18 protein-coding genes are annotated in these 23,292 nt (G+C 68.6%); 7 read left to right on the forward strand and 11 right to left on the reverse strand.

The window, feature by feature from the left end:
- Positions 1 to 5 precede the first annotated feature (5 nt).
- The 8 genes from EG812_RS11945 to EG812_RS11980 all read right to left on the reverse strand — a co-directional run bounded on the left by EG812_RS11945 (position 6) and on the right by EG812_RS11980 (position 8,110).
- On the reverse strand, positions 6 to 818 hold the full coding sequence (locus EG812_RS11945) for an ABC transporter ATP-binding protein (protein ID WP_013731948.1): 813 nt from the start codon (positions 816 to 818) through the stop codon (positions 6 to 8).
- Positions 811 to 1,659 (reverse strand): ABC transporter permease, encoded by an 849-nt coding sequence (locus EG812_RS11950; RefSeq protein ID WP_013731947.1) that lies wholly within the window; start codon positions 1,657 to 1,659, stop codon positions 811 to 813. The genes EG812_RS11945 and EG812_RS11950 overlap by 8 nt, the downstream gene beginning before the upstream one ends.
- On the reverse strand, positions 1,656 to 2,456 hold the full coding sequence (locus EG812_RS11955; protein ID WP_050814555.1) for an ABC transporter permease: 801 nt from the start codon (positions 2,454 to 2,456) through the stop codon (positions 1,656 to 1,658). Before EG812_RS11955 ends, EG812_RS11950 begins: the two co-directional genes overlap by 4 nt.
- A gap of 72 nt (positions 2,457 to 2,528) precedes the next feature.
- A complete protein-coding gene (locus tag EG812_RS11960; RefSeq protein ID WP_013731945.1) occupies positions 2,529 to 3,503 on the reverse strand; it encodes an ABC transporter substrate-binding protein in 975 nt (324 codons plus the stop codon).
- Positions 3,504 to 3,876: 373 nt separating this feature from the next.
- Positions 3,877 to 4,839, reverse strand: coding sequence for an aldo/keto reductase (locus EG812_RS11965; RefSeq protein WP_126711568.1), 963 nt, complete (start codon positions 4,837 to 4,839; stop codon positions 3,877 to 3,879).
- A gap of 48 nt (positions 4,840 to 4,887) precedes the next feature.
- A complete protein-coding gene (locus EG812_RS11970) occupies positions 4,888 to 6,036 on the reverse strand; it encodes a glycosyltransferase family 4 protein (RefSeq protein ID WP_126711569.1) in 1,149 nt (382 codons plus the stop codon).
- 24 nt (positions 6,037 to 6,060) lie between these two features.
- Complete coding sequence (locus EG812_RS11975; RefSeq protein WP_013731942.1) at positions 6,061 to 7,050, reverse strand: UbiA prenyltransferase family protein; 990 nt, start codon at positions 7,048 to 7,050, stop codon at positions 6,061 to 6,063.
- Between the two features lie 28 nt (positions 7,051 to 7,078).
- Positions 7,079 to 8,110, reverse strand: a complete 1,032-nt coding sequence (locus tag EG812_RS11980; protein WP_086011273.1) for an NAD-dependent epimerase/dehydratase family protein — start codon at positions 8,108 to 8,110, stop codon at positions 7,079 to 7,081.
- Positions 8,111 to 8,512: 402 nt separating this feature from the next.
- On the opposite strand from EG812_RS11980, the gene EG812_RS11985 reads away from it, so the two are divergent.
- The 7 genes from EG812_RS11985 to EG812_RS12015 all read left to right on the forward strand — a co-directional run bounded on the left by EG812_RS11985 (position 8,513) and on the right by EG812_RS12015 (position 17,225).
- On the forward strand, positions 8,513 to 9,724 hold the full coding sequence (locus EG812_RS11985) for an endonuclease/exonuclease/phosphatase family protein (protein WP_126711570.1): 1,212 nt from the start codon (positions 8,513 to 8,515) through the stop codon (positions 9,722 to 9,724).
- A 194-nt stretch (positions 9,725 to 9,918) separates the two neighbouring features.
- Positions 9,919 to 10,944, forward strand: a complete 1,026-nt coding sequence (locus EG812_RS11990) for a glycosyltransferase family 2 protein (RefSeq protein WP_013731939.1) — start codon at positions 9,919 to 9,921, stop codon at positions 10,942 to 10,944.
- Positions 10,945 to 10,983: 39 nt separating this feature from the next.
- Positions 10,984 to 12,810: an AfsR/SARP family transcriptional regulator gene (locus EG812_RS11995; RefSeq protein ID WP_081476039.1), complete on the forward strand. Its 1,827-nt coding sequence runs from the start codon at positions 10,984 to 10,986 to the stop codon at positions 12,808 to 12,810.
- 198 nt (positions 12,811 to 13,008) lie between these two features.
- The gene (locus EG812_RS12000) at positions 13,009 to 14,001 is read left to right on the forward strand and encodes a lysylphosphatidylglycerol synthase domain-containing protein (RefSeq protein ID WP_126711571.1); all 993 of its coding nucleotides are present in this window, start codon (positions 13,009 to 13,011) and stop codon (positions 13,999 to 14,001) included.
- Positions 14,002 to 14,057: 56 nt separating this feature from the next.
- Entirely contained in the window at positions 14,058 to 15,203 is a 1,146-nt protein-coding gene (locus EG812_RS12005) for a glycosyltransferase family 4 protein (RefSeq protein WP_126711572.1), read from the forward strand.
- 23 nt (positions 15,204 to 15,226) lie between these two features.
- Positions 15,227 to 16,240, forward strand: a complete 1,014-nt coding sequence (locus tag EG812_RS12010) for a glycosyltransferase family 2 protein (protein WP_013731935.1) — start codon at positions 15,227 to 15,229, stop codon at positions 16,238 to 16,240.
- A gap of 46 nt (positions 16,241 to 16,286) precedes the next feature.
- A complete protein-coding gene (locus EG812_RS12015) occupies positions 16,287 to 17,225 on the forward strand; it encodes an SDR family NAD(P)-dependent oxidoreductase (protein WP_126711573.1) in 939 nt (312 codons plus the stop codon).
- A 79-nt stretch (positions 17,226 to 17,304) separates the two neighbouring features.
- On the opposite strand, the gene EG812_RS12020 is transcribed toward EG812_RS12015, so the two are convergent.
- The 3 genes from EG812_RS12020 to EG812_RS12030 form a co-directional block, all read right to left on the reverse strand.
- Complete coding sequence (locus EG812_RS12020; RefSeq protein ID WP_199743851.1) at positions 17,305 to 19,995, reverse strand: RICIN domain-containing protein; 2,691 nt, start codon at positions 19,993 to 19,995, stop codon at positions 17,305 to 17,307.
- Positions 19,996 to 20,061: 66 nt separating this feature from the next.
- Positions 20,062 to 21,504: a ricin-type beta-trefoil lectin domain protein gene (locus EG812_RS12025; protein ID WP_126711574.1), complete on the reverse strand. Its 1,443-nt coding sequence runs from the start codon at positions 21,502 to 21,504 to the stop codon at positions 20,062 to 20,064.
- 47 nt (positions 21,505 to 21,551) lie between these two features.
- Positions 21,552 to 22,979 carry an endo-1,4-beta-xylanase gene (locus tag EG812_RS12030; protein WP_126711575.1) on the reverse strand — a complete coding sequence of 476 codons (1,428 nt, stop codon included), beginning with the start codon at positions 22,977 to 22,979 and terminating at the stop codon, positions 21,552 to 21,554.
- Positions 22,980 to 23,292: the final 313 nt, after the last annotated feature.

Consider the following 23,292-nt stretch of genomic DNA (forward strand, 5'->3'; position numbering starts at 1 on the left):
AGCGGTCACCGCGCCGGTTGCGCGTCGACAGTCTTGCCACGCTTGGCCCGCTGGATCTGGTCGTAGACGTGGGTCCGCAGCTCGGTGAACCGGGGCAGGGCGCGGGTGGTGATCTGATCACGCGTAGGCGGCAGATCGATCGCGAGGTCCTCTTGAACCCAGGTCGGCGACTTGGACAATACTAGAACCCGTTCTCCCAGGTAAACCGACTCGTCGATGTCGTGGGTGACGAAGAGGATCGACATGTTGCGGCTGGTGTGCAGCTCGCGGACGAGGTCCTCCAGGTCCGCCCGGGTCTGCGCGTCGACCGCCGCGAACGGCTCATCCATGATCATGACTTCGGGCTGGTACGCGATGGCCCGCGCGATCGCCACCCGTTGCTGCATGCCCCCGGAGAGCTGCCACGGATGGCTGCGGGCGGCATGGTCCAGCCCCACCGCGACGAGCGCGTCGGTGACCAACTTCTCCCGCTGGGCGCGGCTGAGCTTCTTGTGCCGCAGCGGCAGCTCGACGTTGCCGCGTACGGTCAGCCACGGGTAGAGACTGCGGCCGTACTCCTGGAACACCACAGCCATGGCCGGGCTCGGCCCGGTCACCGGCGCACCGTCCATCTCGACCACGCCGCTGGTCGGGCGCAGCAGACCGGCCAGGCACTTCAGCAGCGTGGTCTTGCCACAACCGGACGGCCCGACGATGCAGACCAGTTCACCGGCGTTCATCGTGAAGCTGATGTCCCCGATCGCCTCGACGTTGCCGGTGGCCGATTCGTAGACCTTGCGCAGATGCTCCACCCGCAGCAGGGTGCTCCGGTCAGGCACGGTTGACCTCCCTGAGTCCGTGGTACCAGCGCAGCACGCGCCGCTCGACGATTCCGAAGACGACGGCGAGGAAGACGCCGACGAGACCGAGCAGGAGGATTCCGCTCCACATCTCGGCGATGAGGTAGTTGCGCTGGAAGTAGGCGATGCGGTAGCCGAGCCCGGCGGACGAGGCGAACATCTCCGAGATCACCATCAGGATGAGCGCGACCGACAGGCCCTGCCGGACCCCGGCCATGATGCGCGGGCTGGCCGCCGGCAGCACCAGGAACCAGAGCCGCTCCCACCAGGTGACCTGGAACGAGTCGGCGGTCTCGGTCATCACGCTGTCGGTGGCCCGTACGCCCTCGATGGTGTTCAGCAGGATCGGCCAGACCGCGCCGGAGACGATGACCACGACCTTCATGGTGTCGGTGATGCCGAGCAGCAGCATCGCCACCGGGATCAGCACCGGCGGTGGGATGGCCCGGAAGAACTCCAGCAGCGGTTCGAGCAGTTCGCGCAGCCACTGCATCAGGCCGATGATGGTGCCGGCGGCGATGCCGACCACGATCGAGGCGGTGATGCCGAGGCCGAGGCGGTACAGGCTGGGCAGTACGTCCTCGACGAACGCGGGCCCGACCCAGGTGTCCACGAAGGCTTCGAAGATCGTCAGCGGGTCGGGGAAGAACCGGTTCGTCGACCTCGTCGCGAGCAGCCCCCAGACCACCAGCAGCAGCATGGGCAGCCCGAGCGAATAGCCGAGACTCGCCGCGATCCGGGAGCCGACCCCGGGCCGACGCGCGACGTCGGGCCCGGCCGTGCGCTCGGCGACGGCGATCCGGTCAGGGTGCTTGGTCACCGGGCCTGCTCCCCTCGGATCGACTCGTGCCAGGACAACGTGCGCCGCTCGACGAACCGGAAGACCAGGTTGACCGCGAGCCCGAGCAGGCCGGTGACCACCACGAAGGCGTACAGGCCGACGGAGTCCCCGGCGGAGCGGGACAGCTCGATCATCCGCCCGAGGCCGGGGTTGCCGATCACCATCTCCGCGGTGATGGCCAGGATGAGTGCGACCGCCGCGGCGAGCCGCACCCCGGTCATCAGGTACGGCAGGGCGGTCGGCAACACCAGGTGGGTCAACTGTTCGCGGCGGGTCAGCCCGAAGCTGCGGGCGGTGTCCCGGGCGACCGCGTCGACGTCGGCCACGCCGTAGATCACCTGCACGAACACCTGCCAGAACGATGCGTAGATGATGATGACCAGGGCGGCCTGCATCTGGATGCCGAACATCAGCACGGCCAGCGGGATCAACGCCACCGACGGGATCGGCCGCAGGAACTCGATCATCGTGTGCGTGGCGCGTCGGAGGAACGGCACCAGGCCGACGACCGTGCCGAGGACCACGGCGGCGAACGTGGCCACCGTCAGTCCGATCGCCCAGGACTTCATGGTGGACCCCAGCCGCCGCCAGAACGCGAGGTCGACGGATTCCTCGGCCAGCCGCGCGAACACGTCCGTCACGTACGGCAGGTACTGCGAGTTGATCAGGCCCAGCGTCGGGATCAGCTGCCAGACGACGAGGAATCCGGCCAGGCCGGTGAGGCCCAGCAGCGCCTTGCGCAACCCACGCAGGCGTCGGGTGGATGGGACAGCCATGTCACTCCCGTGAACAAGCGGCGGCGACGCCCTCCCCGGTCTCCGGCACCGGGGAGGGCGGGCAATCGCGGGCTACTTCTGCTGGATGAGCCGGTCGAGGTTCGGCTGCTTGTCGAGCACGCGGTACTTCTGGGCGAGTTCCGCGAGCGTCTGCAGGCTCGTCCGGTCAAGGTCCCACCCGAACTCGGGCAGCTTCACCGAATCCGCCACCGGCTCCGGCAGTTGCAGGTTGTCCTTGATGGCCTGCCGGACCGCCGTCTCGTTGGCGGAGTCCTGGGCCCACTGGAGCGTCTCCTTCATCGCCGCCGCGAAGTCGTCGACGAGCTTGGCGTCTTTCTCCGTACGCTCCTTGGTGGTGATCGTGGTCAGCGTGGTCAGACCCGGCACGACCGCCTGGTAGGGCGCCACGATGAAGGTGTCGCCACGGCTGCGCAGCTGCGTGACGAACGGCTCCGGCACCCAGGCCGCGTCGATGTTGCCGGCCTCCAACTGCGCCGGGGCGTCCGGGAAGGCGACCTCGACGAACTTGATGGTGGACGGGTCCCCGCCGTCCTTCTCGACCGCCGCCATGATCGTCACGTCGCCCGCCGCGCCCAGGCTGTTCACCGCGACCCGGCGACCCGCCAGCTCGGCCGGCCGGGTGATGCCGGACTTCGCCGAGGCCACCACGGCGTTGATGTCGTCACCCTCGGCGTACGAGGAGGCGTAGTTGCCGATCATGACCACGCCGAGGTCCTGGAGGTCGGCCCGGAACGGGCCGAAGGGCTGGCCGATCGCGAAGTCGATGTCGCCGTTGAGCAGTGCCGGAATCGCCTGCGCACCACCCTGGGCGGGCAGCACCTCCACGCTGAGGCCGCGCTTGGCGAAGATGCCCGCCTTGATGCCGCCCCACAGCGCGGCGGTCTCGGTGATGGGCAACGCCGCGACCCGGACCTGGCGCAGGTCGCCGTCGGCCGGGTCGGACGGGGAGGACGCATCGGAATCAGTACATGCGGTGAGGGCGATCGCGGTGGCGGCGATCAGCCCGAGTGCGATGACCTTCTTCATTGACGAGGCCCTTCCTGGGCGGGGGTGGTGGGGTGCGTCAGAAATCGGCGGATGCCACGGATCTGCAGGTGACCTACCACTGTGTGAGAGGTCACGTCGCTGTGTTGGCCATGGTCAGTCACCCGGCACCGGAAGTCAAGAAATTCTGACGCCCGTCATGAATAAGTTGAACAACGACGCAACGCCACCCACCGCAGCCCGGCCCTGGTAGCAGATACGGGGAAAGTGCTGTCTCGCCGACTGACGAGGCAGCACTTTCCCCGAAGTTGTCCGGACTTCCCGGTGCATCCCGGCGGGCACCGCGCCGCGCCTCGCGTCAGCGGGTCCTGGGCGGGGGGAGGGTTTCAGAGGTTCACGGTCGGCTGTGTGCCCTTCAGGCTCGCAGGTCGCGCAGGGCCTTGAGTTCCGCCTCGGTCAGCGGGCCACGCGCCTCGGCGGCGAGGCACTCGGCCAACTCGGCGCGGTTCTTCACGCCCAGCACCACGGTCGCCACACCGGGCACGCTGAGGGCGTACCGGTGGGCCAGGGAAGCCGGCGACTCACCGAACTCGGCGGCGAGCGCACGGAACGGCTCGGCTCGGGCGAAGTCGACCGCGACCGGCGAGTCGTCGTCCACGGCCCGGTCGATGCCCTCGGTGAGCGCTCCCGCCGCCACCGCGCGGATCGCGATCACCGAGACGCCGTCGTCGACCGCGGCCTGACGAATCTCGTCGTTGCGAGGTTCGGCCGACGACCCGAGCAGCCACATGTCGCCGCTGAGGTCGAGGGCGTTCACCACCGCCTGGACCGCGTCCGGACGCGGCTGCCGGCGCATCGCCTCGATCACGGTCTGCGGGTGGCCGACCCCGGTCAGCCCCCAGGCCCGGATCTTCCCTTCGGCGCGCAGCCGTTCGAAGGTCGGCACCACCTGGTCGAGGTAGAGGTCCCAGCCCAGCGTCCGGGGGGTGGGGCCGGTCCAACCGTGCGGGTGCAGTTGAGAGTGGAGCAGGAAGAGATCCAGGTGCTCGCGACCGATGCGGTCCAGGGTCGCGTGCAGGCTGCGGATCATCTTCTCCGGAAGGTCACCACCATCCTGCTCGGGAAGCTCGATCTTGCTGGTGACCAGGACGTCGGCGGCCGGCATGGCGCGTAACGCGGCACCGGCGACGTTCTCGGCCGCGTAGCCGTCACCGTAGGTCGGCGCCAGATCGAGCATCGTGACACCACCGTCGATGGCCGCCTGGACGGTCGCCACCGCCTCGGCGTGGTCGGTCGCTCCCCAGACGTTACCGATCCCGCCCCCGCCCAGGGTGAGCGCGCTGACGCTGCCGAGACGACCGAAATCCCTGCTCTGCATGCCTACCTCCGCGACTGATTCCCGCCACACTCCGGACGGGACGATGAATCACATCAATGCGCTGGCCCGTGCACCCTGAGCCCGGAACAGCGTCGCATACCGGTCCAGACAACCCTGGACGCTGAACTCCTCGATGGCCCGCTTCGCACCCTCACGCCGGGTTGCGGCGTCCCAGCCGAGCACGTCCAGCAGCGCCGCGCGCAGCCCGACCGGGTCGCGCGGTTGGACGATCCGGCCCATCCCGGTGGCCAGCACCGGATACCGTCCGCCGGGCAGGTCGGTGGTGACCGACGGGATGCCGCACATCATCGCCTCGGCCTGCGCGATGCCGAAGGACTCCGCGATGGAGGGCAGGGCGAACGCGTCGATCGAGGCGTAGAAGTCGTTGATCTGCTGGCCGCGCAGCAGACCGAGGATCCGGATCCGGGGATCGCGTTGCGCGGCGGCCCGGATCCGGTCGATCACGCTGCCGCCGGCGACGGTCAGGTAGTCGCCACCGAGCAGCAGCCGCGCCTGCGGGTCGGTGATCTCGGCGAACGCGGCCACCAGGTAGTCCAGGCCCTTGTCCGGCACGATCCGGCCGAGGAAGCCGATGTGCGGGCCGTCGGTCTCCCGGAAGGTCGGCTCGCCGCCACGGCGGTCCAGGCAGGGCGCCGGAATCGCCGAGCGCTGGCTGGACCGCAGGATCGGCCAGAGTTCGGAGTACTGCGCCTGGTCGTCGCTGTTGACGACGACGGCGTCCGAGCGGCGCAGGGTGATCCGCGACGACACCCGTACGGCCGCCATCGCCGCCCGGGTCACCAGGGTGGGCGGCAACCAGAGATCGATGTGGTACGTGCTGACCACCGGCACCCCCAGCGGCAGGGCGGTGATCAGCGCCCCCTCCAGCATCGGCAGGTGCAGGTTGACCACCTGCGAACGGCGGGCGATCCGGCGTACCAGGGCAGGGAAGCCCGGGCTGACCGGGCCTCGGCTGATGGAGGCGACCACCGGGCTGCGGTAGACGTCGACGCCGTTGCGGCTCTCCCGCAGCGGCAGCGCCGGGTCGTGCCGGACGGCGACCACCGCCACCCGCCAGCCCCGCTCGACGAGGCCCTCGGCGAGCACCCTGGCCACCTCGGTCAGCCCGCTGACGTACGGCGAGTAGTAGTTGACCGCGACGCAGAGGTCGTATTCACGGGAGTTCTTGCTGCTCACGGGTTTCTCCAGGGTGTCGTTCGGTTACCGGAGCTGCCAGATGCTGGTCAGCATCGCCTGGGCCAGCACCGCAGCCCAGAGACCGACGTTCACCAACATGGCGCGGTCCCGGAAGAGGTCCTCGACCGGATCGCCGCCGGAGCCGCCCATGGCGATCATCTGCAGGTAGCGGTGCACCGCGAAGGCGGCGAACGGGAAGGTCAGCCCGGCGGTGACCGGCCCGTACGGCGGCGTCTGCGCCCAGATGAACGCGACGTAGCCGACCAGCGCCGCCACCAGGTTCACCAGCACGACCTGATCCAGGAACGGGACCGAGTACGCCCGCAGCGCCGGCCGGTGCTCCCCCGCTTCGCCACCGGCGGCGGACAGGGCGGCGAGTTCGTGGCGTCGCTTGCCGAGGGAGAGCGCGAGGCAGGCGCAGTAGACCCCGATCAGCAGCGCCGGTTGGACGGCGATGCCGACGGCGATCGTGCCGGCCAGCACCCGCAGCACGAACCCGACGGAGACGACCGACACGTCGACCAGCGGCTGGTGCTTGAGCGCCAGGCAGTACCAGAGGTTGATGGCCAGATAGCCGGCGACGATGACGCCGACCAGGACGGGCAGCAGCATCAGCAGGGCGGCGGTGCCGGCGAGCAGGACGACCAGCAGCGTCACCGCGGCACCGGCGCTCACCCGCCCGCTCGCCAGGGGACGGTTGCGCTTGACCGGGTGCAGCCGGTCGCGCTCACGGTCGCGCAGGTCGTTGAAGATGTAGACGGCCGAGGAGGCGGCCAGGAAGCTCAGCAGGGTGCCGAGCAGCGGCACGACCTGGGTCACCGCGGTGGCCGGGGAGGCCACGAGCGGCGCCAGCAACACCAGGCTGCCCTTGATCCACTGGCGAGGTCGGAGCAGGATGAACAGCCCGCCGACGCGGGCCAGGGGTCTCAGCGCCTGTACCGCGACCACCGGGTCGACGGAGACCACAGGCAACTCGGGTGACGAGGAGCTCGGCGCTTCCAGGGCGTGCTTCATGGCGGACCTCTCCTTGCTCCGTGGAGTGTCAGAACAGCGCCTTCGCCAGGCTCAGGGCGCCCTGCTTCCAGGGGTCGCGGTGGGTGCGTCCGGCGCTGCGCCGCGTCCCGGCGGCGTTCGCCCGCCACCAGTCGTACGTCTTCAGCAGGGCCTGTTCGTTGCTGAACCGGGGACTGAATCCGAGCTGCTGCACGGCCCGGTCGATCGAGACGTACGAGTCGCGGGTCAGCTTGTGCACGAGTCGCTTGTAGACCGGGGAAAGCCGCGTGGCCGCGAGAACACGTAGCACGGCGACGGCCGGCCCCACCGGCATGGCCAGCACCCGCTTGCCGTGGCCGGCGGCGTCGAGCACCGCCTGGAAGTCCTCCCGCAGAGTGCGGAACTCCCGTGCGCCGATGTTGAACGTGTCGTTCGCCGTGTCGTCGGGTGCCTCGCAGATCAACTGGATCGCCGCGCAGAGATCCTCGACGTCGAGCATCTGGGTGGCGACGTCGCCACCACCGATCAGCGGAAAGTGGCGGCCTTCGTCGGCCCACTCGAAGAGCATGGCGAACAGACCGAGACGCTCCTCGCCGAGGAAGGTCTTGGGCCGCACGATCGGTGCGCAGAGCCCTTGTGCACGATGCCGGAGCACGGCGTTCTCGGCGCCGAGCTTGGCGGCCGAGTACGGGTCGACCGGCTCGCAGGGGTAGTCCTCCGGAGTGGGGCAGTCCCGGGGAAGTCCGTAGACCGCCGTGGAGGAGATGTGCACGAAGCGGTCCACACCTGCCCGTCGGGCCGCCTCCAACGCCGACACGGTGCCGTCCACGTCGACGGATCGGATGTCCGCGGAGCGGTGGCTCGGCAGGGCGGCGGCGGAGTGGATGACCACGTCGGCACGGCGGAAGGCGCGGGTCATGGCGTCGGCGTCGCGCACGTCGGCCTGGATGAAGCCGGCCCGATCCCGCACCCTCGGCGCGAGAGGTCGGATGTCCACTCCGGTCCAGGTCACACCCGGCCAGTCTCTGGCCAACAACGCGGTGCCCAACATGCCCGCGGCCCCGGTCACCACTGCGTGCACTTCCACCTCCCGTGTCGAAAAAATGCCGCTTTCTTGACGGCGACGTCACGTCACAACGACGGCCGTGTTTCCGGCATTCGTCGCTATCAACTATTCACCTGCGGATCATCCACGGCGGGCTTCGCCGACCGATCCGACCGGCCCACCGCATTCCGCGCAATTCGCACACCGACCGGCCGGTAGCGCGTCTTCGACGCCCCACCCGGTGAGCGCCGATAAGCTGCATGTACGCCCATCTCCGCTCCTTCCAGGGTCGACAGAATCCGGTATTGGCACTCGTGACGCTAGCGATCGGCGATTGCCCCCTCCTTGGCATGCGGAACAAGCTTCGAACAAGGTTCCGGTCGATACCTTTTCCGAGGCCGGTACCGGCAGGAACCGGGGTGACGTAAAGGAGTTGCCATGGCGGAAGCGGCGGCAGGGACGACCACAATAATGGACGAAAAGGAACCAGCGCCGTCGCCGGAACCCCGTACCCCTTCGCGTCGCCGACGGTGGGGACTGCGCCTCGCGGCGGTGGCCTGCCTCGGCTGGCTGGCGGTCGTCGCGCTGCACCACCTGCTCAGCGCCCGGACGTACGTGTGGGGGCCGATCGACCTGCTCCCGCCGATCACCTGGGCGGCGGTCCCGGTGCTGCTGCTGCCCGTGGCCTGGCTGGCCCGCTCGATGCGCTGGCAGCTGGTCGGGGCGTCACTGCTGGCCCTGGTGCTCGGGGTCGGCTACAGCGGGATCAACTTCGCGACGATCTTCCACACTCCGCCGCCGGCGCCCGCAGACGCCGTCAAGGTGGTGACCTGGAATACCGAATACTGGGACCAGGATCGGCGTAACGGCGGCGAGCAGCGCACCACCACCGAAGAGTTCTACGACTTCCTGCGGGACATGGACGCCGACGTCTACATGCTGCACGAGTACGCCAACGTCGACGACTCGCTCGTCGACATCTTCGCGCAGGCGTACGAGATCGACCAGACGGCGGAACTACAGGCGGCCTTTCCCGGCTACACCGTGGTCCGCGAGGGCCGGAACATGACGATCACCCGGTTGCCGGTGGTCGGGCATTCCTGGCTGGACTCGACGCCGTACCTGCCGGACGACCTGAAGCCCGTGCCGCCGGCCCTCGTCGACCGGCCGCTCTTCTACACCTCCCAGGCGCTGCGCACCGACATCCAGGTCAACGGCCAGGTCGTCTCGTTCTACAACACGCACATCTTCCAGCCGCCGGTGCGGATCCTGCTGCTGCGCAGCGACGACGACCGGAACATGTTCGAGATCGACCGGTTCAACTTCGAGATCCGCCAGGCCAGCTACCAGGCTGTCGCGGCGGATCTGGCGACCAACCCGAATCGGGCGGTGATGGCCGGCGACCTCAACACCTCACCGTCGATGAACCTTCTCGACATGGTCTCCGACCGGCTGGTCGACCAGACCAAGGTGCTCTCCTCGCTCTACCCGGTCACCTGGCCGGTGGGCGACAAGCCACGGATGTGGCGAATCGACTGGCTCTTCACCACCCCGGACATCACGGTGCACAGCTACGACCTGACCATGCCCCGGGGCCTGTCCGACCACAAGGCACAGCAGTTCGTCATCTCGGCACCCTCATCGAGATGAGGGTCACATTGACGCCGAGCAGGCGAACGGGACCAATCCCGGCCTTTTAACGCCCACCAGCTTGATCAACGAGTGTCTACGGATGTCGGACGTGTACTAGGGTGGTCGACGGATCTTCTCGACGATGAGAAAACCGATGAGCGGACGCGTCGTCCACCTCCCAGCGCAGCCGAAATCCTGCCCGAGGAGCATCAATGAAGCCCGAGAAAACGCCGCTGGTCTCGGTGGTTATACCCTGCCACAACAGCGCGAAGACCATCACTCTGAGCGTGCTCTCCGCATTGCATCAGACCTATCCCTCGGTCGAGGTCATAGTCGTTGACGACGCAAGCACGGACGACACCCCGGAGATTGTCAGAAAACTCGATTGCACCCTCATCGAACTGACCGAGAATGTGGGTGCCGGCCCGGCTCGCAACCGCGGCATAGCGGCAAGTCGGGGCGACATCCTCTTCTTCCTCGACTCCGACGTCGCCCTCGCACCCGAGGCGGTCGCCAACGCCGTGAAGATCTTCGAGGAGAACCCCTCCTACGGCGCCGTCTGGGGGGTGTACGGCGACCGTCCCCTGGTCGACGACGGCGTGGTGGAGTGGGTGCAGGTGCTGTACGGCCACTACCGCGCCACCCGCAAGCTGGGGGCGGCGCGCACCGGCCACTTCGCCAGCGGTGCCATCCCGCGCGCGGTCATCGACAAGATCGGAGCTTTCGACGAGCGGCTGCTGGGCCAGTACGCCAACGAGGACCACGAGTTCAGCCTCCGCATCGCGGAGCACTATCCCGTCATCCGCACCCTGTCCGTGGTCGGGTACCACGACGACGACGATCAACTTTCTTCGATCCTGCGTAAGCTCTACCGGCGGTCCGGTTCGCTGGTCCCGCTCGTACTCAAGCAACGTGAGTTGAAACCCGAGCGGGAGGCCACCCACCGGCCCGCCGAGGTGGCAGCCGCCACCCTGACCACCGCCAGCCTCCCCCTGGTGCTGGTCTCGCCCTACCTGGCGGTCGTACCCCTCCTCTTCCTGGCCTGGTTCATCAGCGTCGATCTGCCGCTCTTCAACTACGTGCGACGCACTGCGGGCTGGCGGATGGTTCCGCCCAGCGTGTTTCTCAGTTTTCTGTACAGTCTCGCGATTTCCGCGGGCGCGTTGAGTGGTGGCCTGCGCTACGTGCTCGACGCGCGCTTTCGACAGAGGTACCGGACGCCGGCCGGAGTCCATTGAGAACTCCGGTCGGGTCCGACGTGATCAGGGGGAGAGCGTGTGAGGATCCGACTACTGGGGCCTGTCGAGGTGGAGTCGGCTGACGGCCCGCTGGACGTGGGACCACGTCAGCGACGGGCGGTCCTGGCGGCCCTGGCCGTGGACGCCGGTACGCCGGTGTCGATCGACACTCTGACCGAGCGAGTGTGGGGCCCGGCGGCTCCGGAGGCGCCCCGTAGCGCTCTCTACGCGCACGTCGCGCGGCTCCGCCGGGCCCTGGCGCAGGTCGACGACGACTCGGGCACGCCGATCAGCCTGAGCCGCCACGGAGACGGATACGTACTCAACGTCGACCGCCAGCAGGTCGACCTGCATCGACTGAACCAGCTCATCGACACCGGCCGCGCGGGGACGCAGACCAGCGACGTCGAGCGGATCGCCGCCCTGCGGGAGGCGATGGAGCTGTGGCGGGGGGACCCACTGGCCACGCTCGCCGGCGACTGGGCCAACCGGGTCCGGCGCAGCGTGGCATCGCAGTTGATCAGCCTGGCCGGCGCCTGGAGCAACGAGGAGCTGCGGCTGGGCAACCCGGAGGCGGTGGCCGATCGACTGGCGCGGATCCTCGGCTCGTACCCGCTCGCCGAGCCGCTGGTGGCGCTGCAGATGCGGGCGCTCTGCTCGATGGGGCGTACCCCCGAGGCGTTGCAGTACTACGTCGACACCCGGGCACAGATCGTCGAGCAGTTCGGCGCCGAGCCCGGGCCCGAGCTACGGAACCTGCACGTGGCCATCCTTCGCGGCGAACTCGACGAGCCGTACGCGGGCAACGTCGGCCCGGTCGCCGCGCCGGTCCGGCACGTACCGCGGCAACTGCCCGCCGACATCGCCCGGTTCTCCGGCCGACACGACGACCTCGCGCCGCTGCTGAAATGGCTGAACCCCGCCGGCACGGCGGACTCGGCCCCGGTCGTGTCGATCTACGGGGCCGCCGGGGTGGGCAAGTCGGCCCTGGCCATCCACGCCGCGCACCGGCTCGCCGGCCGGTACCCGGACGGCCAGTTGTACATCGACCTGCGCGGCACCAGCGTGGACGCCGAGCCGCTGACCCCGGTCGACGCGCTCGCCCGGCTGCTGCGCACGCTCGGCGTCAGCAGCATGAGCTCCGACCCGGAGCAGGTCGACGAGGCCGCCGCCCTGTTCCGGTCGGTCGTCGCCGGGCGGCGGCTGCTGCTGGTGCTGGACAACGCCGTCGACGCCGCCCAGGTGCGACCGCTGCTGCCCAGCGGCGCCGGCTGCGGGACGCTGGTGACCAGCCGACAGCCGCTGGCGGGGCTCGGCGACGTCAGCCAGTTGCGGGTCGGGCCGCTCACCGTCGCCGACGCCATCGCGTTGCTCAGTCACTGGGTCGGCGCCCAACGGGTGGCCGCGGAGCCGGAAGCCGCGACCGCGATCGCCGAGTGGTGCGAATGCCTGCCACTGGCGCTGCGCATCGTCGGTGCCCGGCTCGTGGCCCGTCCCGGGTGGCCGCTGGCCGAGCTGCGCGACCGGCTCGCCGACGAGCGCCGCCGGCTGGACAACCTGGAGTTCGACGGTGTCGGGCTGCGCGCCAGCATGGCCGGTTCCTACGACCGTCTCTCCGGCAGCCCCGATCTCTCCGAGCGGGCCATCGCCGAGGCGTTCAAGCTGCTCGGCACGTCGACGATGACGGAACTCAGTCGGTCGACCGCCGCCCGGCTGCTCGCCCGATCGGAGGCACACACCGAACGCATCCTGGAGCGTCTCGTCGACGTGCAACTGCTGGAAACCTCGACACCGGGCAGTTACCGGATGGGCGAACTCCTGCGACTGTACGCCCGGGAGCGCTTCGCCGGCCTTCCGGAGAAATGACCGGCAGCCGGTCGGACAAGGAAGAAGCAAGCGGTTCACCGTTAGCGTTGGTCACCCAGGTCGAATCCTTTCCATGATCGGAGAAGGTGGCCAGTGTCGACAAAAGAACTGGACGCAGAGCAGGCCTTCCCGGAAATCGCCGAAACAATAACCGCGGCACCTCGGAAGCGGTGGCGGACGGTTGCCCAGAAGGTCGTCATGGGCCTTCTGCTGGCGGTGACCGCGATCTTCATAGTGATCACGCTGCGTGGTCAGGACTGGTCCACGGTCGCTGCCACGTTACGCGGCCAACGGCCCGGTTTCGTCGCGACGATGGTGGTGTTGGCCGTGCTGGCCAACGCCGCCGGGCTGGTCGCGACGATGATCTCGTGGCGGGCGATGCTCGCCGGTGTCGGCGAACGGGTCGCCGCCGTGGACGCGGCACGGATCTTCTACTTCGGCCAGTTCGTCAAGTACGTGCCCGGCAAGGTGATGGGCTTCCTGGTCAGCGTCGAGATGGGCCGGCGCATCGGCGTACCGGCGGCGCGGATGGGTACGGCCTGGCTGCTGGCCCTCGTGGTCAGCCTGCTCACCGGCGCCACCGTGGGGCTGGCGGCCGGCCCGGAGGTCTTCGGCGCGTCCGCCGCCTGGCTTCTGCTGGCCGTCGCGCCGGTGGCGGTGGTCCTGGTCCGCCCCGAACTCGTCGGCCGGGCCGCGACCCTCCTCGCCCGGGTGCGCCGTCGCCCGGAGCCGTCGACGGCGATGTCCGGCACCGGCATCCGGCAGGCGGTCGTCGCGCAGCTGCTGGCCTGGCTGATCGGCGGAGCCCACCTGTGGCTGCTGGCCGTGGCGATGGGCGCGCCGCCGCTGCGCGCGCTGCCGCTGTGTCTCGGCGCCTTCGGGCTCGGCGCGGTGGCGGGCGTGATCGCCGTCTTCGCCCCCGACGGCATCGGCGTACGGGAGGTGGTGGTGACCGCCGCGCTCAGTGTCATCCTGCCGGTGCCGGTGGCTTCGGTGGTGGCGTTGGTGAGCCGAGTAGTCGTCACGGTGAGTGAGCTTGTTACTGCCGGCATCGGCCTGGGTGTCACCGAGGCGATCCTGCGTCGTCGCGCCCGGACGTCGCCTGCCGCAGCGGCGGAGGCGGTGCCCGTGAATGCCGCCTCACCGGCTTCCAAGAAATCGCCAAGCTGCCTGCCGCAGGCAGACCGCTAATGTGCTCAGGGATCAGGGAATTCTGCCGTAGACCTATCTCAGAGAATGCGGTACTGATGCCGGACAGGAATTACGATCTGACGATTGCGTCGCCCTTCTACGAGCCGTACGTCAGTGGCTTGACGCAGACGGCGCGCAGCATCGCCGAGGGCATGGCCAATCGGGGTTGGCGGGTCGCGGTGGTCACCGCCCAGCACGAGGTCGATCTGCCCCTGCGCGATGCCGTCGGCGGCGTGGACGTCTACCGCTCCCCGATGCTGACACGGTCGAGCCGGACCGCCATCGTCCCCCGCTACCCGATGCTGGTCGGGCAGTTGGCGCGCCAGTCGTCGGTGCTGCACCTCAACCTGCCGATGCCGGCAGCGGCGCTGCTGATGCCGCTGGCCCCTCGCGTGCCGGTGGTGAGCATGCTGCACAGTGATCCGCACCTGCCGCCGAGCTGGTTCGGCCGGGCCGTCGCGTACGCCTCGGACGCCGCCGCCCGATCGGCCATCCGCCGTTCCGCCGCCGTCGTGGCGGCCAGCCGCGACCAGGCGTACGCCTCGCGGTTCTGGCCGGTCATCCGGGACCGCACCTTCACCCCGATCGCGCCGCCCTGTCTGGACCGGCGGGGCGGCGAGCCGAGGTACCGGGAAACCCGGGGCCTGCACGTCGGATTCCTCGGCCGGATCGTGGCGGACAAGGGCATCGCCTACCTGGTACGGGCCTTCCACCGGATCGCCGACCCGGACGCCCGGCTGCTGATCGCGGGCAACTACCACACCGTCGCCGGGGGCAGCAATCTCGCCGCCGTCCAGGCGGAGATCGACCGGGACAGCCGGGTCCGGATCCTCGGCGAGCTACGCGGCCGTGAGGTCAACGACTTCTATGCCTCGGTGGACGTGTTCGCGCTACCGGCGGTCGCCGGATCGTTCGGCACTGTGCTGGCCGAGGCGATGATGAGCGGCATTCCGTCGGTGACCACCGATCTGCCCGGCAACCGGTACCCGGTCACCGCGACCGGATTCGGTCGGGTGGTGCCCCCTCGGGATCCACGAGCCCTGGAACAGGCCATCTCCGAGCTCGCGACCGTGCCGCGGGACTGGAGGGAACGCAAGGCCCGGGCGGCCCGGGCGCGCTTCTCCGTGGCCACCTCGTTGGACGCGCACGAGGTTCTCTTCAGCACCCTTCGCGGACGCACCGCGGCACGGCAACACCGATGAAACAAGGGAAAGGTTGGAGTCCGATGAACGAGCAACCGCTGGTCTCAGTGATCATTCCGAACTACAACTACGCCAGCACCATCGGCGAGTGCATCAAGGCGGCGAAGAACCAGACCTACCCGGCCGTCGAGGTCATCGTGGCCGACGACGCGAGCACGGACGACTCGGTGGCGATCGCCCGCGCGCTCGACGTCACGGTCCTGCAGGTGCCGGTCAACAGCGGCGTCTCCACCGCGCGGAACCTGGGTGCCCGGCACGCCAACGGTGAGGTGCTCTTCTTCGTCGACTCCGACGTCGCGCTCGACCCGGACGCGGTCGAGCGGGCGGTCGAATACCTGCGGACCGAGCCGGGACTCGGCGCGATCTGCGGCATGTACCGGGCCGAGCCGATGTTCCCCGACAGCCTGGTCAAGCGCTACCGCGCGATCCAGCAGTACGTCTGGTTCTGCGAGGTCGAGGGCGCCATCCCGGGTCTGCACTCGGCGCTGTTCGCGATGAAGAAGGAGACCTTCCTGGAGATCGGCGAGTTCAACGACCGGCTCCGGTGGACCGAGGAGCAGGACTACGGCTTCCGGCTCAACGCCCGCTACGAGGTCAAGGCCGTCCCGACCATCCGGGGACGCCACGACCACGACGGCACCCTGCGGGTGATGCTGACCAAGGTTTTCAACCGTACCCGGCTCGGCGCACCGAACTGGCTGCGGCTGAACAAGCTGCCCGGCGGTGCCGGTACCGGCTACCGGGCGTTGGGCAGCGCATTCGTCCTCGCCGCGGTCCTCGCACTGATCTCGGCAGTGCTGCTCGGCCCCTGGGCGCTGCTGGCCGCCGCGGTGCTGACCGCGATCGGCGTGCTCCTCGACAAGCGCACCTACGCGTACGCCTACCGTCACCACGGAGTCACCTTTGGACTACAATTCACGGTGCTCCATCTCTTGGTGACGCTCACGTCGGCGGTGGCAGCCAGCATCGGCATCCTGCAGGGCCTGCTGTATCCGAGCATGACCCAGCGGCTCTACCGCGTCGAGACGCCCGCCTGACCTCCCTTCGCGCCAGCAGCAGTGGTGCCCGACCGGAAAGTGGAAAATGACTGTTTCTGACCAGCACGACGACCTGAGCTTCGGTATCGACAGCACCGCGACAGAGGTGCTCGCCGGCATCGACCTCTCCGGCAAGGTCGCCATCGTCACCGGCGGCTATTCGGGCCTGGGTCTGGCAACCACCCGTGCGCTCGCCGCCGGCGGCGCCCGGGTCATCGTCCCGGCCCGGCGTACGGACGTCGCGCGGGAGGCGGTCGCGGGGATCGACGGGGTGGAGGTCGACGAGCTCGACCTGGCCGATCTGGACAGTGTGCGGGCGTTCGCCGAGCGGTTCCTCGCCTCCGGCCGCAGCATCGACATCCTGATCAACAACGCGGGGATCATGGCCACCCCGCTGACCCGGGTCGGTCCGGGCTGGGAGGCCCAGTTCGCCACCAACCACCTGGGGCACTACGCCCTGGTCAACCGGCTCTGGCCGGCCCTGGCCGCCGACGGCGGGGCGCGTGTCGTCGTGCTCTCCTCCGGCGCCGGGGAGAACCCCCGCATCAACTGGGACGATGTGCACTTCGTCGACGGCTACGACAAGTGGGCGGCGTACAGCCAGTCGAAGTCGGCGAACATCCTCTTCGCCGCCGAGCTGGACCGGTTGGGCCGGCCGGCCGGGGTGCGGGCGTTCTCGGTGAACCCCGGCTACATCCTCACGCCGTTGCAGCGCCACCTCTCCAAGGAGGAGATGGTCGGTGCCGGCTGGATCGACGAGGAGGGCAACGCCCTGCTGCCCGAGTTCCGGGCCCCCGAGCAGGGTGCCGCGACCCAGGTCTGGGCCGCCACGTCACCGGCGCTGGTCGGTGACGGCGGCGCCTACCTGCAGGCGTGCAAGGTCGCCAAGACCTTCGACGGCCCCGAGGACCGCGAGGCGGCCGAACGGCTCTGGGCACTCTCGGCCGAGTTGACAGGCGTGGACGCCTTCGGCAAGTCGGAGTGATCTGATCCGGTGCGGCGCACCGGACCGGTTGAGCGAGGGCCCGGGGGCCAGGCGGGATGCCTGGCCCCCGGGTCGGTTTTCAGCTACGTCGACTCCACTGCTGGTTCGTGCCGCCGTTGCACGACCAAAGAATGATCTTCGTGCCGTTGGCGGTGGCGGCACCGTTGGCATCGACACAGAGTCCGGACTGGACGCTGGTGATGGTGCCGTTGGCGTTGACGTTCCACTGCTGGTTGAGCCCGCCATGGCAGTCCCAGATGATGACTGCCGTGCCGTTGGTCGTGCCGTTGCCGAAGGCGTCCAGGCACTTGTTGCCGTACACGGTCAACTGCTTGCCCGCGGTGTAGGTCCACCGCTGGTGGGTGCCGGCGCCGCAGTCCCAGAGTTGCACCTGGGTGCCGTTGGCGGTGGCCGCGCCGGGCACCTCGATGCAACGACCCGACTGACCGCCCACGAGCTGGACGCTCTGCCCGCTGCTGGTGCCCTGCCGCCGCACGATCGACACGGATTCGGCCGACCGGTTGCCCTGGGCGTCGAGGACGAAGAGCCGGTAATCGCCCGAGGTCGTGGGCACCGCGATGCTTGTGGCGTTGCCGTCCGCCCTGGTCATCGTCGGGCCGGCCGCGAAGCTGGTGGTGCCGGAGGGTGCCAGCCAGAGGGTTCTGGCCGGGTCCCCGGTGCTACGGATCGGGATCGAGGTCACGCCGCTGGCGGCGGTCGTGCTGGCCGGCAGGACGTGGTCCTGCATCGACACCCCACGGGCCTGGACGACGTCGCGGTACGAGTCCTCCGGCCCGGAGCTCACCGCGATCTGGTACGCCGCCGCCGGCCACACGTAGTCGGAGGAGACGATGATGTCGTCGATGATGCTGTTGGGCAGGTTCTTCTCGGAGACCTTGTTGATCGGGCCGTACGTCCGGGTGATGGTCAGGTCGTGCTTGCGCCCGAAGTTGTCCGAGTTGATCATCCAGGTGATGTTCTTGTCGACGCTCAGGACGTTGTCCCGGAAGGTCATGTACGCCGAGCCCTCGTCCGGGTGGAGCCCGTACTTGTGGCCGGCGGGAACGCCCTGGAGGTAGTTGTTGCTGACGACGGTGCCCGGCTGGCTGCCCAACGTGTAGATGGGTGCTGTGTCGCTGAGCCGCTGCACGGTGTCGATGATGTGGTTGTGGCTGATGGTGTTGTTCTTCGCCGTCGTGGTGGGCCGGTTGGGCACGATCGATCCCGATGAGCCGTCGAAGTTCCACCACCCCCAGCCCATGGTGATGCCCGCCCAGGGGGCCTTCTCGATGCGGTTGTACTGCACGGTGAGGGCATCGACGAAGTAGGCCGCGACCGCGCCGTGCCCGTTGAACAACACCGCACTGTCATGGATGTAGTTGTTCTTGATCTCGATGTTCCGCGGTGCCCCCTCGACCTGGGGCGAGTACTTCTCCCGGTTGCTCGACGTGTGGTCCCCGATGTAGACGTGCTGCGGATGGCCCACGCTGACCGCGGTCCCCGCGACGTCGTTCGTGTAGTTCCCGATCAACCGGGTGTTGATCACGTCGTTGACCATGTTGATCCCGTCGGCACCGGTGTGCTGGACGCGGTTGCGTTCCAACAGGATCCCGTCGGCGTTCTGCAGGTGGACGATGCCGGGCGTGACGTCGACGTTGCGGTAGTGGTAGACGTGGAAGTTGCCCCGGGCGTACGCGAAGGCGCTGAGGTTGCCCTGCTGCGCCTGCTTGAACACCGAACCGGCGACGTTTACCAGGTTCCAGTCGGAGTGCTCCACGGTGAGCCCGGAGAACGTGATGTTCCGCGCCCGGTTGCTTGTCGACGTGCCGGCGATCCGCAGCACGGTGGCCACGTTGTTCGGCGCGAAGACCGAGGCGGTCGCCATGTTCTCGCTGCTGGCCTTGTAGTAGTAGACCGTCCGGCTGGACTTGTCGAAATAGAACTCCCCCGGCGCGTCCAGGAACTCGTACGCGTTCATGACCTTGTGGCTGCCGTTGATCTGGGCGTTGCCGTTGAAGGCACCCTGGGCGATGGCGGCACCCGGCTGCTGGAACAGGGCCACCCGGTTGGACCCGTCGGTGATCACCTGGCGGACTCCCACGATGGCGGTGGTCCAGGTGGTCGCCGTCTCGATCTCGATGTCCTCCTGGTTTGCGGCCACGGCCGGGAAATCCGCCTGGCTGTATCGCGCGCCCGCGCACTGCGAGCCGGATTCCCAGGCCCAGTCGGCCTGTCCCGCGGTGATGGCGTACGACCCGTGGCAGCCGGCCGAGTTGATGGTCTTGGCCGCCATGAAGGCCCGCTTGCCGTTGACGTAGAGCGACCGCAGCTTGTTGGCCCGGTCGAGCGGGGCCTTCCAGATGTTGCCGCTGTGCTGGGTCCAGCCGGCGACCTGCACACCGCCCTGAAGCACCGGCGTCTCGCCCGGGTAGGCGGCATAGCTGACCCGGTACCCGTTGGTGCCGGAGTCGCTCGCCCCGAACTCGATCGTGCTGCTGACCGGATAGGTTCCGCCGCGCAGGTAGACCTGGATGTCGCCGGTCATGTTCGCATTTATCGCGCGAACGGCGTCCCGGGCGCGCTGCACGGTGCGAAATGGTGCGGCGAGCGTGCCCGCGTTGCTGTCGTTGCCCCCCGGAGCGACGTAGTACGTCGCCTGGGTCGCCGCCGAAGCCGGCGCCTGGTCGGCGACCACGGCAGGCAGTACCGCGGAGACGAGCACTCCCACCGCCAGCAGCAGACCTCTTCCGGCCCGAACGAATGATCCCATTGCTGCCCTTCCCACCTTCGTCGACCGGCCGTCGCCTGAGCGATCCATGCGAACCGGGGGTGTTGGTCAGATGTTTTCTGTCTGCCACTTCTGGTTGTCGCCGCCCCAACAGGCCCAGAGCTGGACCTTCAGGGTGGTGGTGTTCACGTCCAGGCAGAGGCCGGACTGTGCGCTGCGGATCGAGCCGTCGCCGCCGATCGTCCACCGTTGGTTGTCGCCGCCGTTGCACACGTACGTCCCGACGACGGTGCCGTTTGCCGTCCCCCGGTTGTACGCGTCCAGGCACCGCTGGCCGGCGAGCGCCGTCAGTTGTCCGCCGGCCGTCACGGTCCAGCGTTGGGCTGTGCTGGTGTTGCAGGCGTACACCTGGACCTGGATGTTGGCGGTGGTGCCGCCGGGGATGTCCAGGCACTGCCCGGTGCCGACGTTGCGGAGCCGGCTCACCCGGTCTCCGACGCCGCCGTCGGTCAGGCCCCAGGCGTACCGGAGGCGATCGAGGCCGCTGGCGTTGGGGGTGCTCAGGGTGAGGTTGGTGCCGGTGCCGTGCAGCTTCTGCATGGCGTACCAGTCGTCGCCCTGCCCGGCGGTCACCTTGCCGCCCAGGCCCGGCCAGTAGATCGAGCCGATCCGCAGCTCCCGCAGCACGTCGGTGGTGGCGCGGAAGTAGCGCACGAAGTTGTCGCTGCTGGCGGCGTCGTGGTAGTTGATCCCGGTGTCCATGGGCGCGCCGAACTCGTCCATGACGGTACGCCCGGCGCAGGGACCGATCGCGTCCCGCAGGAACGTCACCCACTGGTCATAGTTCTTCGCGCCGCTGAAGAAGGTGTAGTGGTGCAGCGAGACGATCGTCCCGTCGAGCCGGCGGTCGGCACACATCGACTTGATGTCGGTGTTCAGGCCGGCGCCGCTGACGAAGACGCGGTCACGGGGAATCGCCGGGCGGGCGTTGAGCCAGTTGACGACCACGTTGGCCCAGTCCGCGGCGGTGTGCCCGCCCGGCTCGTTCATCGGCTCGAAGTAGACCAGGTCGTTGCCGCCGTACCGGGCGACCACGGTGTTCCACATGGTGTTGAAGGCGCTCGTGTTGACGATCCGGCCGCCGCTGGCAGCGACTCCGTCGTCCCAGTAGGAGAGGACGACCTTGAAACCCTTCGCCGTCGCGGCGTCGATCGCACCGGTGTACGAGTTCCACCAGCTCGTACCGACGGTGTAGGTGTTGATCGGCAGCCGGACCGTGTTGGCGCCCAGGTTGTTCTGGAATCCGGTGTAGACGGCGTTGGCCTTGGCCTGGACCGTGGCGTAGCTGTCGGAGCTGTTCAGCCCGTGCAGGACCAGCGGTCCGCCGTGGAAGTTGTCGCCCAGCCGGGCCCAGTTGACGCCGCGGAACGCGGTGGTGTCCGCGGCGGCAGGCGAGGCGTCGGCGAGCACGGCGGTCGGCACCGCGCCGAGCGCGACCATGGCGCAGGCGAGTACCCGGGTCAGGTAGCGACTCGAACGGGATCTGGCCATTGTCGTTCCCTTCTTCTCGGTGCCGACCGTCGTGCCCACTGGTCAGCTCAGGCCCGCGCCCAGCGCTGGTTGCCGCCGCCGTGGCAGCTCCACACGATCACCGCGCTGCCGTTGGCGGTGGCGGCGCCGTTGACGTCCAGGCACAACCCGGTCTGCGCGCTGCTGATCGTGCCGTTGCTGTTGAAGACCCACTGCTGGTTCGCCGCGCCGCTGCAGTCCCAGATCTGCACCCGGGTCCCGGTGCCGGCGTTGCTCGGCACGTCCAGGCACTTGCCCATCACCTGCAACGCCCGCCCGTTCTGGGTGAACTGCTGGTTGGCGTTGCTGTGGCAGTCCCAGATGATCATTTGTGACCCGTTGGTCGAGCTTGCCCCGTTGACGTCCAGGCATCGACCGGAAGCCTCGTTGCGCAGCCGGTTGCCGGTCGGGTTCGGGTTCGGGTTCGAGCCGCTGTTGAGGGCGTCGAGGACGGCGTTGTACGCGGCCTTCTTGTTGCCCGCGCAGTCGAAGAGCAGGGCGTTGTCGCCGCCACGCCAGGAGTCGCAGTCCCGTACGCCCCAGACGGTGATGCCGGTGCAGCGCGAGATCGCCAGGCAGGCGCGGGTGACGGCGCCGTACATGTTGGCCTGGTTGCCGCCCTGGGTGATGTCCAGTTCGGTGATCTCCACGTCCACGCCCAGGTCGGCGAAGCGCTGGAGGTTGGCCTGGTAGTCACCGGGGAGCGTGGTGCCCAGGTGGGACTGGAAGCCCACGCAGTCGATCGGCACGCCGCGCGACTTGAAGTCGCGCACCATGTTGTAGATGCCCGTGGACTTCGCGTTGATCCCGTCGGTGTTGTAGTCGTTGTAGCAGAGCTTGGCGTTCGGGTCGGCCGCCCGGGCGGCACGGAATGCCGCCTCGATCCAGTCGTTGCCGGTGCGCTGCAGGTTCGAGTCCCGTCGGGCGCCACTGCCACCGTCGGCGAACGCCTCGTTCACCACGTCCCAGGAGTAGATCTGCCCCCGGAAGTGGCTGGCCACCTGGGTGACGTGGTTGATGGCGGCGTTGCGCAGGTCTCCGCCGGACAGGCCCTGGGCCCAACCGGGCTGCTGGGCGTGCCACAACAGGGTGTGCCCGCGTACCTTCATGCCCCGCGACCGGGCGTGGTTGACGATGCGGTCACCGGCGCTGTAGTTGAACACCCCGCGCTGCGGCTCGGTCGCGTCCCACTTCATCTCGTTCTCGGCGACCAGGCTGTTGAACTCGCGGTTCAGCACGGTCATGTACGTGTTGTCGTTGAACTTGTACGTCCCGACCGCCGCGCCGAAGTAGCGGCCCTTCTCTGCCGCCGAGGCGCCAAGTGTGGAGGCCGCGCTGGCGGCCGTGACCGGCGCCAGGACCATGCCGCCCGCCAGTGCGGCGGCAGCCAGCGTGCGTAGCGTCGCGGTGATGAACCGCTTGCGTCGTGGAGAACCACTCTGATGTACGAGATTCATGTGCCAGCACCCTCTCGGAGTCGACTCGTTCCGACGGGTTAGCGCTAACATCACCAGCCGGCTCAGACCGTCAACCGGGGCGACACAGGAGACGAGAGAACGCTAAGCGTCGATGAAGCTGAGATTGCCACAAAGTTTCGGTGCGCTCAAGAAGCCCTGCATAATCGACTCAACTTAATCATGATCATCGACGTCTGCTGAATTTCGTCGACCCCTCGCGACACCCGACGAGCACGGCCGCGCCGGTCCAGGTGAGCGATAACGCAGTGATCCCGATCAACGCCCCGACCAGGCACGCTGCGCATGATCTACA

The organism is Verrucosispora sp. FIM060022 (genome assembly GCF_003977705.1).
GTDB lineage: Bacteria > Actinomycetota > Actinomycetes > Mycobacteriales > Micromonosporaceae > Micromonospora > Micromonospora gifhornensis.

Bases quoted from the DNA above. Each gene is read 5' to 3' on its own strand.
- EG812_RS11955 (WP_050814555.1), bottom strand. From the start codon at position 2,456: ATGGCTGTCCCATCCACCCGACGCCTGCGTGGGTTGCGCAAGGCGCTG.
- EG812_RS11960 (WP_013731945.1), bottom strand. From the start codon at position 3,503: ATGAAGAAGGTCATCGCACTCGGGCTGATCGCCGCCACCGCGATCGCC.
- EG812_RS11965 (WP_126711568.1), bottom strand. From the start codon at position 4,839: ATGCAGAGCAGGGATTTCGGTCGTCTCGGCAGCGTCAGCGCGCTCACC.
- EG812_RS11975 (WP_013731942.1), bottom strand. From the start codon at position 7,050: ATGAAGCACGCCCTGGAAGCGCCGAGCTCCTCGTCACCCGAGTTGCCT.
- EG812_RS11985 (WP_126711570.1), top strand. From the start codon at position 8,513: ATGGCGGAAGCGGCGGCAGGGACGACCACAATAATGGACGAAAAGGAA.
- EG812_RS11990 (WP_013731939.1), top strand. From the start codon at position 9,919: ATGAAGCCCGAGAAAACGCCGCTGGTCTCGGTGGTTATACCCTGCCAC.
- EG812_RS12000 (WP_126711571.1), top strand. From the start codon at position 13,009: ATGGGCCTTCTGCTGGCGGTGACCGCGATCTTCATAGTGATCACGCTG.
- EG812_RS12005 (WP_126711572.1), top strand. From the start codon at position 14,058: ATGCCGGACAGGAATTACGATCTGACGATTGCGTCGCCCTTCTACGAG.
- EG812_RS12010 (WP_013731935.1), top strand. From the start codon at position 15,227: ATGAACGAGCAACCGCTGGTCTCAGTGATCATTCCGAACTACAACTAC.
- EG812_RS12015 (WP_126711573.1), top strand. From the start codon at position 16,287: ATGACTGTTTCTGACCAGCACGACGACCTGAGCTTCGGTATCGACAGC.
- EG812_RS12020 (WP_199743851.1), bottom strand. From the start codon at position 19,995: ATGGGATCATTCGTTCGGGCCGGAAGAGGTCTGCTGCTGGCGGTGGGA.
- EG812_RS12025 (WP_126711574.1), bottom strand. From the start codon at position 21,504: ATGGCCAGATCCCGTTCGAGTCGCTACCTGACCCGGGTACTCGCCTGC.
- EG812_RS12030 (WP_126711575.1), bottom strand. From the start codon at position 22,979: ATGAATCTCGTACATCAGAGTGGTTCTCCACGACGCAAGCGGTTCATC.